We start from the raw sequence: 24,155 nt of genomic DNA on the forward strand, positions 1-24,155 counted from the left end.
GCACCCTAAGGTTTTAGCTTTTATTTATGAAAATTGCAGACAACATTAACCAAAACGAAAATACGAAATCGTTTTCATTTTAATGTTCTGTATATCACTAATCATACTAACTAAAAACAGGGTATATGTCAAATTTTTTACTAAGTCAGAAAAACTGGAGAGGCTCAATAGCAGCAGTTTTTCTATTATTTACTTCAATACTTTTTGCTCAACAGCAGGAAATTACTGGTAAGGTAGTGGACGAATCAGGGCTGCCTCTTCCTGGGGCTACAGTCCTTGTTAAAGGAACTTCGAACGGAACCGTAACTGATATGGATGGTATTTATACTATAAATATTGATGATCCTGCTAGCGCAGTTTTAGTGTTTTCATTCGTAAGTTTTGAAACAAAAGAAGTCTCAATTGGTAATCAAACTTCCATTGATGTTCGTCTTGAAACAGATTCACAATCTTTAAATGAAGTTGTGGTAGTAGGATATGGTAGCAAAAAGAGAGCTACTTTAACAGGTTCTATTTCTGAGGTAGAAGCAGACGAACTTCAACGTAGTCCTCAACCTAACCTATCCAATTCTATTTCAGGCCGAATTCCAGGTGTTATTGCCAATAACCGTAGTGGTGAACCGGGATACGATGATTCAAGCATTTCTATAAGAGGTTTAGCTACAACTGGGAATAATGATGTTCTTGTAGTTGTAGATGGAGTTCCAGGACAGATTGGAGGGCTTTCGCGATTATCCCCAGAGGACATTGAGAGTTTTACCGTCTTAAAAGATGCCTCTGCAGCTATTTATGGAAGTAGGGCGGCAAATGGTGTTATTTTAATAACCACCAAAAAAGGTAGAAATGCCGCTCCGGAAATTTCCTATAAATTTGATATAGGTTTCGCTTCACCAACAAGGTTGCCTGATCTGGCAGATTCTCCAACCTATGCAGGGATTAGAAATGAAATAGCTTACTACAATAATCCTTCAGAGGGATTTAATCAGATTTATTCCAATGAAGAAATTAATTTATTTAGAGATGGTAGCGATCCAATAAATTATCCAAACACAAATTGGCCAGAAGAAGGTCTTCAGAACACTGCCATTCAAACACAACAAAATTTAAATATTCGTGGTGGTGGAGAACATGCCCGGTATTTCCTTTCCCTTGGCAAAATTAGCCAGGATGGAATCTATAAAAATGGAGCTAATAAATATGATCAGTATAGTGTAAGATCAAATATAGATGTTGACATTACTGAACAGTTAGAGGTGGGGTTATCTTTAAATGGAAGAAAAGAGGACCGGCAATTTCCTACCACCGGAGCCGGGGGTATTTTCCGATCCCTGTACCGGGCTTATCCAACCAGTCCAGCTTATTTCCCTAATGGTTTACCTACAACGGGAATCGAATTAAGTAATCCGTTAATAGCTGCTACGGAAGCAGGAGGAATAAACAACAATCCACAGTACACTTTTAATGGTATTCTTAGAGCAAAGTACGATTTTGATTTTTTAGATGGATTATCTGTTGACGGATTCTTTTCAGTTGATGAAAATTCTAACCGTACCAGAAATTTTGTAACTCCGTATACTTTATATGAATATAGAAATGAGGAATATATTCCCAGAGTTGTAGGTGGAGGACCAGACCAACAAGGGGCTTTATACGAAGAGCATTTCAATCAATCCAAAACAGTAGGTAATATTAAATTAAATTACGTGCAGCAATTTGGAGACCATAATGTAGATGCATTTATAGGCTATGAACAAAGTGAGGATAAATCCCATACAATGGGAGCCTCAAGAATTCATTTCCCTACTACAGAAACTCCGGAACTTTCCCAGGGCGGAGCGGCTGCTGCTGATTATGATAATTATGGAAGTAGCTATAATTTCACACGATTGAGTTACTTGAGCCGTGTTGCATATAACTTTCAGGAGAAATATTTAGCTGAATTTCAAATGAGGGTAGATGGATCATCTATTTTTCCTGAAGGGAATCGTTATGGATTCTTCCCTTCTGCTTCCGTTGGATATAGAATTTCTGAAGAAGAGTGGTTCAATGAGAGTGTTTCCTTTTTTGACGATTTAAAATTTCGTGCATCTCATGGTAAATTAGGTAATGATAATGTTGGACAGTTTCAGTATTTTAATAATTACACCTTTAATAATCGCTATGTCATTGGAAACGAAGTGACAACTGGTATAGATCTTACCCGACTGGCAAATCCTAATATTACATGGGAAGAAGCAATTAAAACAGACCTTGGTATAAATGCAAGGTTTTTAGGGAATTTTAATGCTGAATTCATATATTTTCAACAGGATAGGTCTAACATTCTTACGACCAGGAATGCTTCAGTACCAGGAACTACCGGAATTGTAAATCCGTACGATCTAGATCCTTTAGTTCCTTCTGAAAATATCGGTTCGGTGGAAAGCAATGGTATAGAAGCTGTTTTAGGTTACGATTATACGGGTGAAGATTTTAATTTCGGGATTTCAGGAAATTTCACCTATGCCCAAAACGAAGTGATTTTTATGGATGAAGCTCCAGGCCTGCCGGAATATCAGCAACAAACAGGAAGACCAATGAATACTTATTTACTTTATAAAACTGTTGGGATCTATCGATCAGAAGAGGATTTTAATCAATATCCAAGCGTTCCAGGCGCACAACTTGGAGATTTAATTTATGCAGATATAAACGGAGACGGTGAGATTGATGCCGACGACAGGTACCGCACAGAATATGGAAATATGCCTCAAATTACATTTGGTTTAAACCTATATGCAGAGTATAAGAATTTTGATTTTTCAGCCTTATTCTCAGGTCAAACTAATGTTAGCCAATATGTTCTTCCCGAATCTGGTACGGTTGGAAATTATTATAGTAGTTGGGCAGATAACCGTTGGAGTCCAGACAATCCCAATGGTTCCTATCCGCGTGTAAGTGAAAGAGCATCATCGGCAGTAAGTGGAGGTTTGTTTAGAAACGATTTCTGGCTGGATGATGCCTCATTTGTAAGATTGAAAAATATTCAAGTTGGCTATTCTCTTCCATCTTCTTTACTAGAACGGTTCTCGGTTTCCAATTTCAGAATATATGCCAGTGGATTTAATGTATTTACCTGGACCGGAGTGGAAGATTATGATCCTGAAGGTGCCAGCGAAAGCGGACAATTTTATCCGCAACAACGAATTATTAATTTAGGTTTAAATATCCAAATTTAAAGATTATGAAAAGAAATATAAACAGAGAACTTTCATCTTTGAAGGTAGGAATTGTTCTTCTTGCAACTATTCTAATTGGTTGTGAAAAAGACTTTTTAGAAGTTAATCCAACAGACAGGGTTTCAGAAGTTGCCATAGTGCAGGATTCCACGCTTTTTGAAGCATATGTGATTAACAGATATCTGGGAGTGAGATTAATTGACAAAGAAGGTGATGGATCAGTACCAGGTTTCGGCAGAGGTTTTGAATATGCAATGATGGGAACTCTTACCGATGAAGCCGTTTACAACAATGATGATAATACCTGGTTAATCCAACAAGGGCAATTATCACCTGAAAATACAGGGATCTTAGGCAGTTTCTGGGGTAGAAGCTACAGGAGTATTAGAGAAGTGAATTACGCTCTTCAGCAAATTGGTGAAGTAGAGATGAGTGATTCGGGAAAAGCAAGACTTACTGCAGAGTTAAAATTTATAAGGGCATTTCGTTATCACGATTTAATACGGAACTATGGAGAAGTAGTTTTAATGGGAGATCGGGTTTCTGAATTAGGAGATGATTTTACAGATCCTGAACTTTTCGAGAAAAGTTCAATCCAGGAAAGTATAGAATATGTAATTGGAGAATTAAATGAAGCTGCGGAAGGACTTCCTTTGCAAAACAGCGGAACCTGGGAAGAAGGTCGTGCTACTCAAGGTGCAGCTTTAGCCTTAAAATCCCGTTTATTGTTATATGCAGCCAGCCCATTGTATAACAATGATAACTCTGATCCTCAAAAATGGCAAAGGGCTGCAGATGCCGCGCAGGATGTTATGGAGCTGGGGATCTATAGCTTATATCAGAATGGCTACGCAGAGCTGTTCTTAACAGAAGGCAGTAATTCTGAAATTATATTTGCCAGGTACTACAATATAAATGAAAGACATACTGCTCTTGAAATAGCCAATGGTCCCAATGGCTATGGAGGCTGGGGAGGTCAGGCACCACTCCAGAATCTGGTAGACGATTATCAAATGGCAGACGGTTCAGATTTTGATTGGGATAATCCCGAAGAGGCCAATTCACCTTATGAAAATAGAGACCCGAGGTTTTATGCAAGTATTTTATATAATGGCGCCGAATACCGTGGCCGTGAGGTAGAAACTTTTACTCCGGGGGGTCTCGATAGCCAGGACGGCCCGGATAACTGGAACACAAGTAGAACGGGTTATTATCTCAGGAAATTTATTAACGAAGACTTACCTATTCAAAACCCATGGGAAGTGGCAGGTACTCAAAATTGGATCTACTTCCGATATGCTGAAATACTTCTAAATTATGCTGAAGCTCAAAATGAAGCATCAGGACCAGATGATTCAGTTTATGAAGCTGTTAATCAAATAAGAAGCCGTAATAGTGTAGATATGCCTCCTTTACCCTCAGGTTTGTCTCAACAAGAAATGAGAGAGGCTATTCGTCAGGAAAGGCGTATCGAATTAGCCTTTGAGGAACATAGATTCTACGATGTACGTCGCTGGAAAATTGCAATGGAAACAGAAAATGAGCCAGCATATGGTATTAATGTTAGAAAAAGTGAAGACGGTAGCCTTACCTACCAAAGAAGGATTGCTTTAGAAGGCAGAAGCTTTCAAGAACAACATTATTGGTTACCAATACCACGTGAGGAAATTCAGTCTTCAGATGGACAACTAGAGCAAAATCCTGGTTATTAAAAAATTAGGGAGAAGTTAAAAGCTTCTCCCTTTTAAATTCCTTTAATATGAAGAAAACAATAATTAAGCGCAGCATTCTTCTTTTCTTAATTGTTACCTCTCTCAGTGCATGTAATTCTAAATCAGAAACTCCGGAGGATGTTAATGATGAAGAAAGTGAAGAGCTTCAAGCTTTGAGTCTGGAAATAAATCAACAGAGAGTATATCAAATTATGGACAATTTTGGAGCATCGGACGCTTGGTCAGGTCAATTCGTGGGAAATTGGCCTTCTGATAAAAAACAGAAAATTGCTGATCTATTATTTAGTCAGGAATTAGATCCTGACGGAAATCCTGAAGGAATCGGAATTTCTCTTTGGCGGCTTAATATAGGCGCTGGAAGTGCTGAGCAAGGCGCCGAAAGCGGGATTAGAGATGAATGGCGTAGAGCTCCTTCATTTTTAAAGCTTAATAATGAATATGATTGGAATGGTATGGAAAGTCAGGTATGGCTTGCAAATGCTGCAAAAGCCCATGGTGTAGATCAATTACTTATCTTTTCCAATAGTCCTCATGTAAATTTTACCAGAAATGGTAAAGCCTTTACCAATGATGCCAACCATTCTAATCTTGCTGCAGATAAATATGATGAATTTGCGGAGTACCTGGCAATTATAACAGAGGGACTACAGAATAAAGGTCTTGAAGTCGATTATATAAGTCCCGTAAATGAACCCCAATGGGATTGGGCAGATGGAGGCCAGGAGGGTACTCCTTTATGGAACAACGAAATTGTGGGAATTGTTAAAGCTCTGAATAAAGAATTAGAAGACAGAAACCTCTCTGCATCCATAGATATTCCAGAAGCCGGACAAATAAATTATCTTTATGAGGAGGGTAACCGCCCCGGAAGATCAAATCAAATACAGGCATTTTTCAACGAAAGTTCAGAGAATTATATCGCAGATCTTGCCCATGTAAGTCCGACAGTTTCCGGTCATAGTTATTTTACGACCTCTCCGTTTTCATCTATGATTGAACAAAGGGAAAGACTATCTAATGCGGTAGATAACATTCCTGACCTAAAATATTGGATGAGTGAATATTGCATCCTGGGTGATAATAATGGTGAAATTGAAGGTAATGGACGGGATCTAGGTATAGATCCCGCATTATACCTCGCGCGTGTAATTCACAGTGACCTTACGGTTGCAAATGCCTCGGCCTGGCACTGGTGGTTAGCCGTGTCTCCTTATGATTATAAAGATGGTTTGATCTACATTGATAAAAATAAAGAAGCGGGTGAGTTTTACGAAAGTAAAATGCTGTGGGCTCTCGGGAACTATAGTCGGTTTATCAGGCCCGGTTATCAAAGGATTGATATAACAAATTCAGGGTCTAGTGATATCCGGAAAAACTTCCTTTTTTCAGCGTATAAAAATCCTGAAAATGATGAGGTTATAGTAGTTCTGGTGAATTCCGGGAATGAAGATGTACCAGTGCAGTTGCAATTAAAAGGCGAAGAATTAAATATAGTCGATTATTACGTTACTTCATCAAATGAAAATCTTAAGTATAAGAAGCTGAATTCCTCAGAAAACTTTATGGCACAAAAAAAATCGATAACTACCTTTGTATTAAATAATTAGTATTATGAACAGATATAAACTTCAGGTATTTCTTCTGGTGTGTTTTTTAATTTGGACCACTAATCTGTTTGCTCAGCAAAAAGGGAAAGAATTATTTAATGATAACTGGCAATTTCACCTTGGAGATAGTATTTCATTAAACGGGCAGGAATGGAGAAATGTAGATCTACCGCATGATTGGAGTATAGAAGGTCCCTTTGATGCAAAATGGGCGAGCGGAACCGGATTTCTTCCAGGTGGTACAGGCTGGTACAAGAAGGAATTTGATCTTTCGGACTATGATAAGGATCAGCAGTATGCCATATATTTTGATGGAGTATATAAAAACTCTGAAGTATGGATAAATGGACATTTCCTTGGAAAAAGACCAAATGGCTTTATCTCTTTTCAATATGATCTTACTCCTTATCTCAGAAAAGAAGGTAATGTGCTTCTGGTAAAAGCAGAGCATACTGATTATGCCGATTCCCGTTATTATACAGGGTCTGGTATTTACAGGAATGTATATTTACTAAAACAGGATCCAACTCATTTTTCGCAATGGGGAGTATTCTTTCAGACACCGGATGTTTCAGAAGAAAAAGCAACGGCAAAAATTGCTGTGGAAGTAGACAACCACAATGAACAAAACCAAAATTCTTATATCACGGTTCTTTTGAAGGATCCTTCCGGTAACACGGTAGCAGAAATAGAAAAGCAACTAACGCTACGACCTGGTAAAGAAAATTATGCTGAACTGAAAGTTGAAATTCTAGATCCAGAACTTTGGTCTCCCGACTCTCCTTACCTCTATGATCTGGAGGTGACAGTGCTGAGAAATGATCAGGCTGTAGATACATGGAAGGAAAAAGTGGGTTTCAGAAACTTCAGGTTTGATGCCAATAAAGGTTTTTTCCTGAATGGTGAGAATATGCTTATAAAAGGGGTATGTATTCATCATGATGCAGGAGCACTTGGAGCAGCTGTTCCAAAGGAGGTTTGGAGAGAGCGGTTCGAGACAATTAAAAAACTTGGGGCAAATGCTGTTCGTATGAGTCATTATCCGCACCAGGATTACATCTACGAACTTGCCGATGAAATGGGATTTCTGGTACAGGATGAAGCTTTTGATGAATGGGAATTCGGAAAGAATAAATGGATTACCGGCTGGAATGTTGGAGAACCTGGAAATGAAGGATACCATACTGATTTTGATGAGTGGGGGCAGAGAGACGTAGAAGATATGATTCGTAGAAACAGGAATCGTCCTTCAATTTTCATGTGGAGTGTCGGGAATGAAATAGATTATCCTAATGACCCATACAGTCATCCTGTTTTGGATGAAGGTCGTAATCCGCAGATCTACGGAAAGGGATATCAGCCTCAAAACCCACCTGTGGAACATTTAGGCAAACTTGCAAATGAACTGGTAAAGGCAGCCAAAAGTTATGATACCACCAGGCCTGTTACTGCAGCTCTTGCGGGTGTTACCATGTCAAATTTTACCGATTATCCCGGGGCGTTGGATATAGTTGGATATAATTATCAGGAATTTAGATATGAGGAAGACCACAAAGCTTTTCCGAATAGAGTTATCTACGGAAGTGAAAATGGTGATGCTTTAGATGCCTGGTATGCAGTAACTGAAAATGATTTTATATCTTCACAATTCCTCTGGACAGCCTTTGATTTTATGGGAGAAGCCAGAGAATGGCCTAACAGAAGTAGTGGGGCAGGGATTATTGATCTTGCCGGTAAACCAAAACCAGATTTTTACTTTAGAAAAAGTCTCTGGAGTGCGGAACCAATGATCTATATTGGGATAACCAATAGTGAAAACAATGTACTCCATAGAAGAAATATTCAGGAAGCCTGGATTGGAGATAAAGGAGAAACAAAATGGGTGACGGTATATACCAATACCGATGAGGCAGAATTGTTTCTGAACGGGAAATCTTTAGGACGTAAAACAGCCGTTTACTCCAATGAAAAAATGATATCCTGGGAAGTGCCATATAATGCCGGTAAATTAAGAGCTTTAGGATTTGAGGATGGGAAACAGGTGGCTGAATATGAAGTGGAAACTTTTGGTAAAGTTTCTAAACTGGAAGTCACCACCACAAAAGCTTCTTTTTCAGAGGAAGGTGAAATTGTGATTCTTGATGTTTTGCTGACTGACAGAAAAGGAAATGAGGTTACTAATCAGGATCGTATGATCAGTTTTCAGGTTGAAGGACAGGCAAAAATCCTTGCACTGGAAAGTGGTGACCGGGACAGCCATGAAAAATATCAGGCTCCTCAAAGGAAAACTTATAAAGGTAAGCTAAGGGCTTATATTAAAACAATGAAGGGAGAAGATGATTTAATAATTAAAGTTATTGATCGGGAACTCGGAACTAAAAAAATAAAAATTAAAAACCTCAACAAGTAAAAAAATTACAAAAGTGAAACTTGAAAATCTATGAAAAAATTACTCTTATTATTGCTTATGCTGTTTCCTGCGGCTACTTTTTTTGCTCAGGATACAGGAAACGAATGGGAAAACCCTACCATTCTTGATAGAAACAAGGAAGAAGGCCATGCCCAATTTGTTTTATATCATAATGAAGCGGCAGCCAGAACTGCAGCTAAAGAAGAATCTGAATATCTTAAAAGCCTCAATGGCACCTGGGAATTTGATATTGTTAAGACGCCTGGAGAAAGGCCAAAAGACTTTTTTCAGGCAGACTTAAATACCGATAATTGGCAAAATATCAATGTGCCTTCAAACTGGGAACTGGAAGGTTTCGATATCCCTATTTACACCAATGTAGTATATCCTTTCCCTAAAAATCCACCTTTTATAGATGAAGAGTATAACCCTGTGGGAAGCTACAGGACCAGCTTTACCGTACCGCAGGATTGGGATGATAAGGAAATTATGTTACACTTTGGTTCTATTTCGGGATACGCTCAAATCTATGTAAACGGAAAAGAAGTGGGAATGACCAAAGCTTCTAAAACCCCGGCGGAATTTAATGTTACGCCTTTTCTAAAAGAGGGAGAGAATTTACTGGCTGTACAGGTGTTTAGATGGCATGATGGCAGCTATTTGGAAGATCAGGATTTCTGGCGTTTAAGCGGAATAGAACGGGATGTTTATTTACAGGCAAATCCAAAGACTACTATCTGGGATTATTGGGCAACCAGCAGTCTGGATGAGGAATATCAAGACGGAATTTTCAATATGAACGTTGACCTTCGCAAATTTGAAGGTAGTAAAATAAGAAAGCCGGCAGTAAAAGTTGAACTTATTAATCCTGAAGGTGAAAAGGTCTTTTCTGAAGAAAAAAAGAGATTAGCTCAGGACGAAAATGTGCAATTTTCGACCACCATTCCAGACGTCCAAAAATGGAGCGGAGAATTTCCAAATCTCTACACTTATGTAATCACACTTTCAGACAGAAAGGGAGAAACTCTGGGAGTAATTTCAGGAAAAACAGGATTTAGAAAAGTGGAAATCAAAGATGCTCAGTTGATGGTAAATGGAGAACCTATTACCGTAAAGGGCGTCAACCTTCATGAACACCATGGAACTAAAGGTCATGTGCCAGACAGGGAAATGATGATCAAAGATATTGAACTGATGAAACGCAATAATATCAACGCGATTCGTATGAGCCATTATCCGCATGGGATTGAGTTATATGAACTTGCAGATAAGTACGGTATGTATGTGGTAGATGAAGCTAACATTGAAACCCACGCTATGGGTGCCGAACTGCAGGGCAATTTTGACAAATCTGTTCATCCTGCTTACCTTCCGGAATGGGCACCTGCACATATGGACAGGGTTAAAAGAATGGTGGAACGCACGAAAAATCATCCATCAATTATCATCTGGTCTTTAGGAAATGAAAGTGGAAACGGACAGGTTTTTTATGATGCGTATGACTGGATTAAGCAGAAAGATACAACGCGTATGGTTCAGTTTGAGCAGGCTGGGGAAAACAGGAATACCGATATTGTGGCACCTATGTACCCCGGCATCGAAAGCATGATAGCCTATGCTGAAGATGAAACTAAAGAGCGACCATATATTATGTGTGAATATTCCCATGCTATGGGAAATAGTAATGGGAATTTTCAGGAATACTGGGATATCATTAACAGCAGTGAACATATGCAAGGCGGTTTCATCTGGGACTGGGTGGACCAGGGTTTGAAGGCTGAAACCGAAGATGGAGAAATGTTCTGGGCATATGGCGGAGACCTTGGAGGGGCAAACCTGCAAAACGATCAGAATTTTAATGCCAATGGTCTTGTTGATGCAGGAAGAAATCCACATCCCGCCTTACAGGAAGTGAAAAAAGTGCATCAGAACATCAACTTTGAATTTAATGGACAAGATTTAAAAATTACCAATAAATTCAATTTCACTAATCTTAGTAACTATAATTTCAAGTGGGAACTTATCGCAAACGGCGAGGTCGTAGAAACCGGGAACTTTGAAGTTTCCGCGGAACCTAACCAGCAGGAGACGGTGAATTTAAACCTGCCACAGCTGGGGGATAAAGAATATTTTCTGAATACTTACGCTTATACTTCAGAAGCTACAGCGCTTGTTCCTGAAGGTCATGAAATTGCACGGGAGCAGTTCTTATTAGGCGATGCCGATTATTTTGCAAATATCGATCAGCCTGCTACTGATGAAAACCTTCAGCACAATGTCAAGAATGGTATTTTAAGCTTCAGCACCAATACCGTAACAGGAGAATTTGATTTAAAATCAGGAAAACTTCAGAAATACAACTTTAAGGATGCAGATACTGAAGTTATTTCTCAATTCCCTGAACCGTACTTCTGGAGGGCTCCTACAGATAATGATTTTGGAAACAATATGCCGGAGAAACTGGGAGCATGGAAAATAGCCACTAATGAAGATCCAACGGTAAATAATGTTGAAGTTGGAGAGAAAACAACAGAAGGCTTACCTGTAACAGTACAGTACCAATTAGCTGAAGTTGATGTGCCTTATACTGTGGAATATTTGATAAAACCAAACGGGGATATACAGGTAACTTCCAGTATAGACATGACAGGCCAAGAACTTCCGGAACTTCCAAGATTTGGAATGCGCATGATATTACCGGGAGATTACGAAAATCTGTTTTATTACGGAAGGGGACCATGGGAAAACTATCAGGACAGAAACACTTCTTCTTTTGTGGGCAAATACGAAGATAAGGTGAGCAACCAGTTCACATGGACCTATATTCGTCCACAGGAATCAGGTTACAAAACAGATGTTCGTTGGTTAGCCCTAAAGGATAATCAGGGAAAAGGAATAAGAATAGAAGGACAACAGCCATTGAGTTTTAGTGCGTTGGATATCCCGACGGAACAATTGGATGAAGGGCCAAAGAAGGTACAGCGACATCCTACAGATTTGGAGCCTCAGGATAAAGTATTTTTACACCTGGACTTAAAACAACGTGGTCTTGGCGGGGATACCAGTTGGGGTAGGTTACCACATAAGCAGTACAGGCTTGAAGATGATACCTATAGTTACACCTACACTATCGAGTTAGTGAAATAGCCAGTCAAAAAATATTCATAGTTTAAATGATTGAATTAATAAGTGGAATTTGCAATAGAAATCATTTAGGCTCAGAAAGCCCCAGACATTTCGGGGCTTTTTAAAATTAAGTTTTTTAACCTCCAGAATCAATGCTATTATGATAATAAAACACCCATTACTGGTATTAGCTTTTCTCATAGTGAATCTTTTCCCTATCTATTCGCAACAGAAAATTCAGGCCGCAGAAGAGGAAAAATTGTTGGATTCCATTCGTTTAAGTGATCCTTTTATTCTGGCTGATAAGGCTACTGCTATGTATTATATGACGGGAACCGGGGGAAAGCTTTGGAAAAGCAAAGATTTAGAAAAATGGAGCGGGCCTTATGATGTGGTAAAAACAGATCCTGAATCATGGATGGGTCCCGATCCTATGATTTGGGCAGCAGAATTGCATGAATACAAAGGGAAATACTATTATTTCGCTACTTTCACGAACAGGGATAAAATAATAGATACCGTTAAAGGAAATACGATTGAACGCCGGGCCAGTCATATCCTTGTAAGCGAAAGCCCAGATGGGCCATATGTTCCCATGGAGGATGACACCTATTTACCTGCCTCTAAACCAACCCTTGATGGGACCTTTTGGGTGGACCAAGACAATAAACCATATATGGTGTTTTGTCATGAATGGCTGCAAAATTGGAATGGTACTATGGAAAAAATTGAACTCAAACCTGATCTGAGTGGATCGATTGGAGAAGGTGAAATTCTCTTTAGGGCAAGTGACTCTCCCTGGAGCAAAGAATATAATGAAGAGGGCGAAATTGTTCCAAACAAAGTTACCGATGGGCCATGGCTTTTCAGAACCCAGACAGGGAAATTGGGTATGTTATGGACCAGTTGGGTTTTTAGTGACTATGTTCAGGGAGTGGCTTATTCCGAGAGCGGCACTTTAGATGGTCCATGGATACAACAGGAAGAGCCTATTACTGCTCCAAATTTTGGTCACGGTATGATGTTCAGAACTTTTGAAGGAGAATTATTAATGGCATTACACAGCCATAGAGTCGGGAAAAATGGCAATTTTATTAGAATCCCCAATTTACTGGAAGTAGACGATACAGGAAACAAAATTTCAATACAGAAGTAATTTTTACCAGTATAAACAACAAATAAAATCCGTTCAATAGTACAATTCAAAAAGAAAACATAAGATGAAAAAGACCTTTAAAACTAAAAATATCATCTTCCTTAGTTTATTCAGTTTAGTGATTTCCAGTTTTTTTTCCTGTAAGGAAGAAAATACAGATAAAGAATACACAGCCTATCTCTTTTCTTATTTCGTCGGAAATGGTGAAGGCGAAGAAGCCATACACTATGCCATCAGTAAAGACGGGTTTAATTATCATGCATTAAATAACAATCAGCCAATAATTTCCTCAGATTCCATTAGTAGGACAGGTGGTGTAAGGGATCCGCATATTTTACGCAAAGAAGACGGCGATGGTTATTATATGGTGGTAACAGATCTTTTGAGTAAAAACGGATGGACCAATACGGCAATGACATTATTAAAATCTGATGATCTAATAGACTGGTCCAGTACAATTATTGATATTCCCGAAATTTATCCCGAATTTTCTGAAGTAATGCGGGTTTGGGCACCACAGACTATTTATGATCCCCAGGAAGGAAAATATATGGTTTACTTTTCTATGCTGGAACCGGGTAGCTATGATAAGATTTATTATGCTTATTTAAATGAAGATTTTACCGGACTGGAAGATGCACCAAAACAACTGTTTTTTAGTCCAAATGAAAAAGCTACCATAGATGGGGATATTATAAATAAAGACGGAAAGTTTTATCTGTTTTATAAAACCGAAGGAGAAGACGACAAAGGGATTAAAGTCGCTATTTCAGATTCGATCACCTCAGGCTATAAGCCGGAACCTGGAAATGTAGATCAAACCGAAAAAGCTGTAGAAGGCTCAGGAGTTTTTAAGCTGAATGATTCTGAAAATTATATCCTTATGTATGATGTTTACATGGATGGCAGCTACCAGTTCACCAGAAGTTCAGATTTAAAGAACTTTGAAGTAGTAGATGAAGAAATTTCAATGGATTTTCATCCAAGGCATGGAAGTGTACTTCCTATTACTACGGAAGAATTAAAACGTTTAATGGAAGCTTTTCCATCAAATAACCTGGCGGAAATTACAGGAGCATCCAATCCTGAAATTAAGTCAAACAACATTGTTATTAATAAAGAGGAACAAACCATCTACCTTCCGGTAAGAGAGGGCTCAAATTTGGCAAATTTCGATCCGGGTTTTGAGACGCTCCCCGGAGTAACAGTAACACCAGAAGGCGCTCAGGATTTTAGCAATGGTCCTGTAACCTATACGGTTTCGAGAGGAGAAAATTCAGAAACTTTTGAAGTTACAGCAAAAGTGGCTAACAATCCGGTGGTAGAAGGTTACTATGCCGATCCTGAGATCATTTATTCTGAAAAAGAGCAGAAATATTATCTGTACCCCACCAGTGACGGCTTTACAGGCTGGTCTGGCACCTATTTTAAGACGTTTTCTTCAGAAGATCTGGTGAATTGGGAAGATGAAGGTATTATTCTGGATCTTGAAAAAGATGTTTCCTGGACCAGCAGAAATGCGTGGGCACCAGCTATGGCTGAAAAAAAGATTGATGGAGAATATAAATACTTTTATTACTTCACGGCAGCTCAACAAGTGGGAGTGGCAACTTCAGATAATCCTGCAGGTCCATTTGAAGATTCCGGTGCACCTCTTATTTCAGAATTGCCTGAAGGAGTAAATGGCGGACAAAATATAGATCCGGATATTTTTTTAGATCCTGAAAGTGGCAGGAATTATTTATATTGGGGTAATGGATTTCTTGCAGTTGTAGAACTTAATGATGATATGATGACCATCAAAGAAGGCTCCTCTAAAATACTTACTCCAGATGAAACATTTAGAGAAGGAGTTGAGGTCTTCTTTAGAAATGGAAAATATTATTTCCTTTGGTCTGAAGATGATACCCGAAGCCCAAATTATAGAGTGAGATACGCAACATCTGATAGTCCGCTGGGGCCATTAGATATTCCTGAAGATAATATTGTGATTCAGAAAGATGAAGAGCAGGAGATTTTTGCCACCGGCCATAATTCAGTTGTTCAGGTTCCTGAAAAAGATGAGTGGTATATTGTTTATCACCGGTTTACCCGACCCAAAGGTGCAGATATGGGACAGTCAGCAGGTTTTCACCGTGAAGTTGCCATTGATAGTCTGAAGTTTGCAGAAGATGGTTCGATCATTCAGGTTAAACCTACATTAGAAGGAATTTCACCGTTAAATTAATTGAACTGGCATTTACGTGCTACTATTACCATAAAATCATGAATTTTATTCGCTACTCCTTTTTAGTATTTGTAACCGGAATTCTCACTTCCAATATTTCCAATGCACAACATTCGGAAATACTGAAAAGCCCAGACGAAAAAATTTCGGTAGAACTTCAATTAGAAGATGGCAGGATATTCTATGATGTGCATTATGAAGAGGAGCAGTTTTTAGAAGAATCCCCTCTGGGCTTAGAGACTTCATTGGGAGATTTTTCGACAGACCTGAAATATATTTCTTCAGAAAATTCAACCGTAAAAAAATCCTATGATTTGAAGAATGCCAAAGTGAGCCATGTGATTTATTTGGCAAATGAGCTGGTCTCCAGGTTCGTGAATCCTAATGAAGATACTCTGGTGGTAACTTTTAGGGTTTCTAATCAAGATGTTGCTTATTCCTACGGAATCAGGTCCAAAGAAGGTAAAAGCAATATCAAAATTTTCAATGAGATTTCAGGTTTTGATCTTCCTCAAAATACGACTACCTATATTACTCCACAGGCAAAGCCTATGACAGGCTGGATGGAAACAAAACCTTCCTATGAAGAAGAATACACCCTGGGGGAGCCTATTGGCAAACCTTCAACTTATGGTGAAGGATACACTTTTCCTGCCCTATTTAAACTTCAGAATAAAGGTTGGCTCCTCATTTCTGAAACTGGTGTGGACAGCCATTATCCCGGCTCCAGATTGAGTGAAGGAACAGAAGATGGATTGTACCAGATTGCTTTCCCACAGGAGGGTGAAAATAATGGAATAGGAGATACCTTTGCTGCCCAGGCCTTACCAGCTCAAACTCCGTGGCGAACCATAACTTTAGGAAGATCCTTAAAACCTATTGTGGAATCAACCGTTGCTTTCGATTTAGTTGAACAAAAATATGAACCATCTATAGACTATAAGATGGGAAGAGCCACCTGGAGTTGGATTGTATGGCAGGATAACAGTATTAATTATGAAGATCAAATAAAATTTATTGATCTCGCTGAAGAATTAGATTTCGAATATGTTTTAATAGACAATTGGTGGGATAATAACATAGGCAGGGAAAGAATTGAAGAACTGGTTGATTATGCCGGTGCAAAAGGAATTGGAGTTATTCTTTGGTACAATTCCAACGGTTACTGGAGCGAAGCCCCGCAGACTCCCAAAAACAGAATGAACATCGCTATTGCACGTCAGCAGGAAATGGAATGGTTGCAGGAGATAGGCGTTAAGGGCTTAAAAATAGATTTTTTTGGCGGGGACAAGCAAACCACTATTCAGTTGTATGAAGATATTCTGAACGATGCCAACAACTACGGACTAGCAATTACATTTCATGGAAGCACCCTTCCCAGAGGCTGGGAAAAAATGTATCCCAATTTTGTTACTTCTGAAGCAGTTTTGGCTTCTGAAAATCTGGTTTTTAACCAGTCCTCTCTAGATAAACATGCTCTGAATGCGACCATTTTACCTTTTACCCGGAATACAGTCGGTGCTATGGATTTCGCCCCGGTTTTTCTGAATAACAGGTTGTCCAGGACCCAGGAAGATGGAACAATTAGAAGCACAACAGATGCGTTTGAACTTGCCACTGCCGTGCTTTATTTTTCCCCTATTCAGCATTTTGGTGTTACTCCCAATAATATCGAAGAGCAGCCGGAGTATGTGCTGGATTTCTTAAGGAATGTCCCTACCGTTTGGGATGAGACTATTTATATTGGTGGGGAACCTGAAGATTATGTTGCATTGGCAAGGCGAAAAGGTGATCAATGGTACGTAGCAGTTGCTAACGGGAAAAAACAAAAACAGACTATCGAACTGGAACTTCCTATGCTCTCTGGTCAGGAAGTTAAGCAAATTTATGATGAAAAAAATGGAGCTGCCGGGATTAAAACTTCAAAAATTAAAAAAAACGGTAAAATTACAGTCGAACTGAAGTCGGAAGGCGGCGCTATTTTGTTTAATTAGCCATTCTAAAGTCATACAAAAGAAACAGGTATACGAGGCTTCAGGTTTGTCTAAAGATAAGTGGGTAAATTTGCCAATTATCGGGCTGTAAATTGGTTTCTTGGCACCTTCGTTTTTATTATGAAAGTCGTGTGTAAATAGAAATTCATAAAAGTTTATTTTAGGCTTCCGGCTAGCATATAAAATTTATAAATTATTGTCTCCTTTTTAACAAAGCATTTAAAATTTTCAGAGGTCTTTTGCTTTACTTTTAGGCCATGAAAAAGATTTTTTTAGTTGAAGATGATCATGCTTTACGGGAATTAATAGGTTTTCTTCTAATTGAAAAAGACTATGAGGTAACAGCATTTTCCAATGCAACTTCCTTTACAGAAACGATTAACCGCGAACTTCCCGACCTTATCCTCATGGATATTATGTTACCAGATGGTAACGGAGTTGATCTTTGCAGGAACATTAAGGAAGAAAGCGAAACCAGAGAAATTCCTGTTCTGCTTATGTCTGCTCATGCCAACCCTTCTATGGTAAATGGGTCTGGTGCTAACTCATTCCTGGCCAAACCTTTTGATGTGGAAGAACTCTACGAGCATATCGAGAAAATTTCTTAAATTTTCTTTTAATGAAGGAAAGATCATGTAGCTCTCAGGACTTATACTTCCTAAAATTTTTTTTATTTACCCTGTAAAACTAGTTTTACGTAAAGAGGGAAATGATCAGAGCCAAATTCTGGTAGACGCTCTATCTCTGATAAATAAAATTCTTCAGTAACAAAATAGTGGTCAAGCGGCCACCTCATAATCATCGAATTAGAGTCAAAAGTATTAAAGACACCTCTTCCAATTCTAACATTCTTAAGACCACCGCTTTCTTCAAATAACCGGGAAGTAAGTGACCAGGAAACATCATTGTAATCTCCGGCAACAATGGAGGGCAGAGAATCTTTTGCCACCAGGTCGCCAATTTTTATCAGGGCTATTTCCTCTTCTCCCTTATTATCAGGGTACTTGCTACTGGGAACAGGGGCGACAGGATGCACGCCATGAAACATAAATTCCTCTCCGCCTGGTAAGGAAAACTTGGTATGGAAAGAAGGCACATCTTCCTGGTTTAAAAATTTAATCTGGTTTTCCAGGGGGAATTTTGAATACATTGCCATTCCATAGGCGTTGTCCAGAGGATACTCTATGTGATAAGCATAATCTTCTTTCAATACCTGAAGGTTCTGTATCCAATTCTCATCCACTTCCATAGCTAAAACTATATCAGGATTTTTCTCCTGGATAATTTTTAGAAATTCATCATAACTGGTATTGGTAATTAAGACGTTAGCAATAACAATTTCTATTTCTGAAGATTTTGCTATTTGTTCATCTGCATCAGGCACCGCTTTATCTCCAAAGAAATAGGGGAAAATTTTTATAGATTGAATAGTAATTACAGCTATTAAGCCAAGGCCAACGATGATAGAAAATAAATTCCATTTTTTATTCAGAAATAGGAAAACAGGAAATAGTAATATTCCGGTGATCATATACTGAAGCCTGGGGAAATCCAGAATTTTAGAATACCATAAGGAGAGATCATGAACAAGAGAAAGAAGGCTGACTATAATTAGCACTACAGAACAAACAACGATGCAATAGTAGAATATTTTCCTGGTGGTAGACATCTTTTTGTTCTTTTAATAATATTCGTTATTTGCTGAAAGGGAGCCTAAAAAGCGAGGTAGCCATATGGCCAAAAAGGCAATTATCGTCATAATACCATATTTATGAATGAAATTAATATCCGTCTGGTACTTTTATTCCCGGTTTTCTTAAGTGGCAGCCATAAGTAACACCTTAATTTAAGGATAAAAAGGGAACGCGAAAAAATTTAATTTTTTAAATAACTCACAATTTAATTGTTTTTATTCTTCTCCCTCAGAAATAAGATTTTCCGGCAGGGCAAAGGCAACATAACTGTCTCCCGCTGGTGCGCCTAATTTGGTTCCTCCACAGGCCAGTACAATATACTGCCGCCCATTAACTTCGTAAACACTGGGAGTAGAAAAAGCCGCCGAGGGAAGTTCTGTCTCCCAAAGCAGCTTTCCGGTTTTCTTGTTGTAGGCCCTGAATTTTGCGTCTTTAGTACCTGCAATAAACAACAGTCCGCTGGCAGTGACAACGGGTCCGCCGTAACTTTCGGCTCCTGTTTGCGGAATTCCTTTCTCGATTAATTCTTTGTGCTCTCCATAAGTTACCTGCCACAGGTATTCCCCCGTATTGAGATCTATGGCATTTAAGGTGCCCCAAGGCGGTCGCACAGCTGGATAGCCATCAGCATCCAGAAATTTATCATATCCTGAAATCTGATAGGGAATCTGATCATTTTCCTTAGACCTTCCCATTCCCGGTTCTTTAGACATTTCTTCTGCGATCTCCTCCTCGTTGACATAGGCTAAAAGTGCATCCATTTCTTCTTCGGAAAATTTATTAAAAGCAGGCATCATACCCTGCCCATGCTCCACAATATTCCTGATTTGTTTCTTATCCCTCCGTGATTCAATGTTTACAAGGGAAGGAAATCCGCTGGCGGGGCTGCCTGTAAGATCATTACCGTGGCACATAGCACAGTTCATAGTATACAATCGCTGGCCAAAAGATTGTTCAGCCAGCTCCTTTTCAGTAATAGTGGGGTTCAGAGAAATTCGCCAGGCCATTTCATTGCTGTTTACATAGAGAATCCCCTCGGGATCGGCCGCGGCGCCGCCCCATTCGGCACCGCCGTCAAGTCCGGGATAAATAATGGTTCCGCGTTCACTAAGCGGAGTGAAAGGTCCTTCAAAACGGCTGTTTCTAAAGGTTTCGATTAGTTCCTCCCTGTTAGAAGCAATTGGGCTAATATCGTCTTCGGTAAGCGTTTGCCTTGCATAAGGAGCGGGCTTTACAGGAAACGGCTGTGTTGACCAGGCCACTTCTCCCGGAACATCTGAAGCAGGGACCGGTCGCTCCTCAATAGGGAATAAGGGTTGACCGGTTACCCGGTCAAAAAGGAAAACAAAACCTTGTTTGGTGGTTTGTGCCACTGCATCTATTCTTTTCCCATCATGGGTGACGGTAAGCAGGTTTGGAGGGGCAGGAAGATCCCTGTCCAAAATATCGTGATGCACAAACTGAAAGTGCCAGATTCGTTCCCCGGTTTCAGCATTTAAAGCGATGAGGCTGTTAGCAAAAAGATTCTCCCCCTGCCGGTTTCCTCCGTAAAAATCAAAGGCAGCCGATCCTGTGGGGGCATAAATTATACCACGCTCAAGATCTACAGACATTCCTGCCCAGTTGTTGGCGCCTCCTATCAATTTATTCTTGCGTACATCCGGTGGCCAGGTTTCATGTCCAAACTCTCCGGGACCAGGAATGGTATTAAATACCCACTCCAGTTCCCCGGTTTTAATATTAAAAGCCTGGATAAGCCCCAGCGCAGCATCTGCACCTTCAGAAACCCGTAATGGCATCACAATAATGTCTTTATAAATCGTACCCGGCGTATTAGAAATTACCATCCTGTCCCGGGAAATCTCTCCCAAACCCGTTTTCAGGCTCACGCGTCCGTTATTGCCAAAACTTTTAATGGCTCTGCCGGTAGCCGCCTCTACTGCATACAGCCAGGGTCCACTGGTGTAGAGGATTCTTTTATCATCACCTTCTTCCCAATAAGAAAGTCCGCGGCTGGTACTAAAAGAATCCATTCCTTCAGATTCTTTTCTCCAGATAAGCCCTCCGGTAGCAGCATCTACGGCAAAGGGCTGGGTGGTGGCGGTCATCCCATAGACAATTCCATTTACCATAAGCGGATTAGTTTGCACCTGTCCGGAATCCTGAGTGTGAAACTGCCAGGCCAATTCGAGTTGGTTTACGTTGGATAGATTTATTTGTGTTAATGAAGAGTATTGGTTACGTTCAGGTCCCCCCTGGTAATGAGCCCATTCGCTACCGGCTCCTTTAATTGCCACTTTTTTGGTTTTCTGTTCAGAATCACATGCAGTAAAAACCGTAAGAAGAAACAGGATTATATAAGGATCAAAAAGTCGTTTTGTATAACAGGATTTCATTTAAAGCTACAGTATTTAAATGGATTATCAGCAGATCTTCCACAAGCGGGAACCTTCATCTAACGAAAATAGATAAAAAATACTGCTTGTAATTGTGAGGATACTTACTTTAAAACTATAAAGGTTGGGAGCTTTAAATCTGGAAAATTATTATAAACTGTTTTTCAGCCCTATTTTTATAAAAACATTGAGTTTAAAAATTGAGCTTATTGCATTTATATATCTAATTTTACAAAAAAAATCAATGGGTTTATTAATTTTTTATGCTGTTTTCTCTATTCTTTTTTCTTTTCTGTGCTCTATCTTAGAAGCAACTTTTCTTAGCATCACTCCAACATATTTACGAATGAAGCTAAACGAAGGTAAGAAATACGCCGCAGAACTTGAGAAGCTAAAGGAGGATGTCGATCAGCCTCTTATTGCGATTCTTACAGTAAATACAATTGCGCATACAGTTGGTGCAATATTGGTAGGAGTTCAGGCTGAGAAAGTTTTTGACGATGGAGGCAGTATGGTAGGTATTGTTTCTGCACTTATGACTTTGGCTATTCTTGTGCTTTCAGAGATCGTTCCCAAAACAATTGGTGCAACTTACTGGCAATCCCTGGGGAATTTCACAGCGAAATCTTTACAGGCTCTTATTTTTCCGCTGAAGTATACAGGAATTCTTTGGTTGATGATGCAAATCACCAAACTTGTGGGAAAATCAGAACAATCAGGAACACTTAGCAGGGAAGAATATATAGCAATGACAGATGCTGCTGTAGAAGAAGGTGTTTTTGCAGAAAATGAAACTACGCTAATTAAAAATATCCTAACCTTTAAATCCATTGAAGCTCAGAGCATAATGACACCGTTTTCAGTGGCTTTTATTGCAGATGCATCTACTACTATTGAAGATTTTTACCACTCCCAGGAAGAATTAATCTTTTCGCGAATCCCGATTTATGAAGGTACACCCAGCAATGTAACAGGTTTTGTACTAAAGGATGAAATTTTAGAGGAAATGCTGGATGGAAAAGGACCTGAAACCCTTCAATCCATTAAAAAAAACATTCCTATTACGGGAAAAGAAACTCCTATTACCGAACTTTTTCAACGGTTTATTGGAGAACGCGCCCATATGTCTATTCTTGTAGATGACTACGGGAATACCGTTGGATTAGTGACAATGGAGGATATCATTGAAACACTTTTAGGATTGGAAATTATGGATGAAAGTGACAATGTCGAAGATTTACAACATCTGGCACGACAGAATTGGGAGAAAAGAGCCAAAAAATTAGGTATTATTAATAAGAAAAAAGATGATGAAAATTAGTTGCTCATCATTTTATCTAAAAAAAATAATTAAAAGATGCAAAAAAGTTCCGGTAGCGATCATGCTGAAGACCTTACTTTTCGAAAAAAAGTATGGATTGTTGTTGGAATTTTAACTTTTACGGTTTTATTTATTTTATTGATAATTGAAGCTGCAAATGCTCTTTTACTAATCTTTGCAGGATCCCTTATTGCAATATTCTTTACCGGCTTAAGTTCTCTTATAGAAAGAAACACCGGCTGGAAGAGGTGGCTGTGTAAAACCATTTCCATAATCTCAACCTTTATAATTATACTTTTGTTTTTCTGGCTGATAGGTGCAAAAATTCAATCTCAAATTTCTGTTCTTAGTGAGACTATACCTTCAACTTTCGACAATTTAAGAGATCAGCTTAATAACAGTGAAGTAGGACAGGAAGTAATGGAAACGCTAACTTCAGAAGAGTCTATTAAAAAAGCAGAGGCTTTTGGAGGAAGGTTTTTCCAATCTACCTTTGGAGCTTTTGGTGATATTTATGTGGTATTATTTATAGGGATTTTCTTTACCGTTTCTCCAGATCTTTATGCAAAGGGTATTGTCACTCTTTTCCCTCCAAAAAAACATAAAAAAGCTCAAAATGTTTTAAGCCATCTTAAAAAACAGCTGCGAAACTGGCTTAAGGGAAAATTATTCTCCATGTTTGTAGTTTTTGCTTTTACCGCAATAGGGCTCTCCATTCTTGGAATAGAATTATGGTTAGTACTTTCTCTCTTAGCCGGCCTTCTTAGTTTTATTCCCAATTTTGGACCTTTAATAGCTTTAATACCGGCAATTTTAATCGGTCTTCTGGATGGACCTAAAACCGCACTTATTATTTTAGGGATTTATGTACTGGTGCAATTCCTGGAAAGTAATTTTATTACTCCCATGGTTCAAAAGAAAATGATAGAAATGCCTCCAGCCCTTATTCTTATCGCACAACTTTTTATGGGTGCTCTTACCGGGGGATGGGGTTTAATTCTGGCTACTCCAATAACCGTTATAGTAATTGTTCTGGTTCAGGATTTATACTTAAAGGAGCGTGAGCAAAACCAGGAGGCATAGTTTAGTGCATCAGGGTTTTCCAAATTAAATAATTCAGATTTTTTGAATTTTCCTTATATTAGCATCCGCTTTCTAAGTTTAGGACAGTAAAAGCGTAATAAGTAAATTATTTTCAAAAGGCTTAAGAAATTATGCTTTTTGAACTGAATATAAAGAGGTGTTGTTTATCCCAATTTATTGGGGTGAAGTG

At 39.0% G+C, this 24,155-nt stretch carries 13 protein-coding genes; 11 read left to right on the forward strand and 2 right to left on the reverse strand.

The window, feature by feature from the left end:
- The first annotated feature begins 125 nt into the window (after window positions 1-125).
- From RM549_RS09360 to RM549_RS09400, 9 genes are all read left to right on the forward strand, one after another.
- Entirely contained in the window at window positions 126-3,218 is a 3,093-nt protein-coding gene (locus tag RM549_RS09360) for a SusC/RagA family TonB-linked outer membrane protein (protein ID WP_311684056.1), read from the forward strand.
- 5 nt (window positions 3,219-3,223) lie between these two features.
- A complete protein-coding gene (locus tag RM549_RS09365; protein ID WP_311684058.1) occupies window positions 3,224-4,930 on the forward strand; it encodes a RagB/SusD family nutrient uptake outer membrane protein in 1,707 nt (568 codons plus the stop codon).
- A gap of 47 nt (window positions 4,931-4,977) precedes the next feature.
- Complete coding sequence (locus RM549_RS09370; RefSeq protein WP_311684061.1) at window positions 4,978-6,558, forward strand: glycoside hydrolase; 1,581 nt, start codon at window positions 4,978-4,980, stop codon at window positions 6,556-6,558.
- A gap of 4 nt (window positions 6,559-6,562) precedes the next feature.
- Window positions 6,563-8,968 (forward strand): glycoside hydrolase family 2 TIM barrel-domain containing protein, encoded by a 2,406-nt coding sequence (locus RM549_RS09375; protein ID WP_311684062.1) that lies wholly within the window; start codon window positions 6,563-6,565, stop codon window positions 8,966-8,968.
- A 30-nt stretch (window positions 8,969-8,998) separates the two neighbouring features.
- Window positions 8,999-12,115, forward strand: coding sequence for a beta-galactosidase, LacZ type (gene lacZ / locus RM549_RS09380; RefSeq protein ID WP_311684063.1), 3,117 nt, complete (start codon window positions 8,999-9,001; stop codon window positions 12,113-12,115).
- Window positions 12,116-12,254: 139 nt separating this feature from the next.
- Window positions 12,255-13,250 carry a glycoside hydrolase family 43 protein gene (locus RM549_RS09385; protein ID WP_311684064.1) on the forward strand — a complete coding sequence of 332 codons (996 nt, stop codon included), beginning with the start codon at window positions 12,255-12,257 and terminating at the stop codon, window positions 13,248-13,250.
- A gap of 64 nt (window positions 13,251-13,314) precedes the next feature.
- The gene (locus RM549_RS09390; RefSeq protein WP_311684065.1) at window positions 13,315-15,477 is read left to right on the forward strand and encodes a glycoside hydrolase family 43 protein; all 2,163 of its coding nucleotides are present in this window, start codon (window positions 13,315-13,317) and stop codon (window positions 15,475-15,477) included.
- Between the two features lie 38 nt (window positions 15,478-15,515).
- Window positions 15,516-17,471, forward strand: coding sequence for a glycoside hydrolase family 97 protein (locus tag RM549_RS09395; protein WP_311684067.1), 1,956 nt, complete (start codon window positions 15,516-15,518; stop codon window positions 17,469-17,471).
- Window positions 17,472-17,728: 257 nt separating this feature from the next.
- A complete protein-coding gene (locus RM549_RS09400) occupies window positions 17,729-18,079 on the forward strand; it encodes a response regulator transcription factor (protein ID WP_311684069.1) in 351 nt (116 codons plus the stop codon).
- A 62-nt stretch (window positions 18,080-18,141) separates the two neighbouring features.
- Here the strand turns inward: RM549_RS09400 and RM549_RS09405 are convergent, their stop codons facing one another.
- The gene (locus RM549_RS09405) at window positions 18,142-19,140 is read right to left on the reverse strand and encodes an endonuclease/exonuclease/phosphatase family protein (RefSeq protein WP_311684071.1); all 999 of its coding nucleotides are present in this window, start codon (window positions 19,138-19,140) and stop codon (window positions 18,142-18,144) included.
- A gap of 240 nt (window positions 19,141-19,380) precedes the next feature.
- Window positions 19,381-21,561: an outer membrane protein assembly factor BamB family protein gene (locus RM549_RS09410; protein WP_311684073.1), complete on the reverse strand. Its 2,181-nt coding sequence runs from the start codon at window positions 21,559-21,561 to the stop codon at window positions 19,381-19,383.
- A gap of 244 nt (window positions 21,562-21,805) precedes the next feature.
- On the opposite strand from RM549_RS09410, the gene RM549_RS09415 reads away from it, so the two are divergent.
- Both RM549_RS09415 and RM549_RS09420 read left to right on the forward strand, forming a co-directional pair.
- Entirely contained in the window at window positions 21,806-22,882 is a 1,077-nt protein-coding gene (locus RM549_RS09415; RefSeq protein ID WP_311684075.1) for a CNNM domain-containing protein, read from the forward strand.
- A gap of 36 nt (window positions 22,883-22,918) precedes the next feature.
- The gene (locus RM549_RS09420; protein ID WP_311684077.1) at window positions 22,919-23,965 is read left to right on the forward strand and encodes an AI-2E family transporter; all 1,047 of its coding nucleotides are present in this window, start codon (window positions 22,919-22,921) and stop codon (window positions 23,963-23,965) included.
- Window positions 23,966-24,155: the final 190 nt, after the last annotated feature.

Origin of the sequence: Autumnicola patrickiae (assembly GCF_031846525.1) — a bacterium.
GTDB lineage: Bacteria > Bacteroidota > Bacteroidia > Flavobacteriales > Flavobacteriaceae > Autumnicola > Autumnicola patrickiae.

Bases quoted from the DNA above. Each gene is read 5' to 3' on its own strand.
- RM549_RS09370 (WP_311684061.1), top strand. From the start codon at position 4,978: ATGAAGAAAACAATAATTAAGCGCAGCATTCTTCTTTTCTTAATTGTT.
- RM549_RS09410 (WP_311684073.1), bottom strand. From the start codon at position 21,561: ATGAAATCCTGTTATACAAAACGACTTTTTGATCCTTATATAATCCTG.
- RM549_RS09400 (WP_311684069.1), top strand. From the start codon at position 17,729: ATGAAAAAGATTTTTTTAGTTGAAGATGATCATGCTTTACGGGAATTA.
- RM549_RS09360 (WP_311684056.1), top strand. From the start codon at position 126: ATGTCAAATTTTTTACTAAGTCAGAAAAACTGGAGAGGCTCAATAGCA.
- RM549_RS09375 (WP_311684062.1), top strand. From the start codon at position 6,563: ATGAACAGATATAAACTTCAGGTATTTCTTCTGGTGTGTTTTTTAATT.
- RM549_RS09405 (WP_311684071.1), bottom strand. From the start codon at position 19,140: ATGTCTACCACCAGGAAAATATTCTACTATTGCATCGTTGTTTGTTCT.
- RM549_RS09390 (WP_311684065.1), top strand. From the start codon at position 13,315: ATGAAAAAGACCTTTAAAACTAAAAATATCATCTTCCTTAGTTTATTC.
- RM549_RS09415 (WP_311684075.1), top strand. From the start codon at position 21,806: ATGGGTTTATTAATTTTTTATGCTGTTTTCTCTATTCTTTTTTCTTTT.
- lacZ (WP_311684063.1), top strand. From the start codon at position 8,999: ATGAAAAAATTACTCTTATTATTGCTTATGCTGTTTCCTGCGGCTACT.
- RM549_RS09395 (WP_311684067.1), top strand. From the start codon at position 15,516: ATGAATTTTATTCGCTACTCCTTTTTAGTATTTGTAACCGGAATTCTC.
- RM549_RS09420 (WP_311684077.1), top strand. From the start codon at position 22,919: ATGCAAAAAAGTTCCGGTAGCGATCATGCTGAAGACCTTACTTTTCGA.
- RM549_RS09385 (WP_311684064.1), top strand. From the start codon at position 12,255: ATGATAATAAAACACCCATTACTGGTATTAGCTTTTCTCATAGTGAAT.
- RM549_RS09365 (WP_311684058.1), top strand. From the start codon at position 3,224: ATGAAAAGAAATATAAACAGAGAACTTTCATCTTTGAAGGTAGGAATT.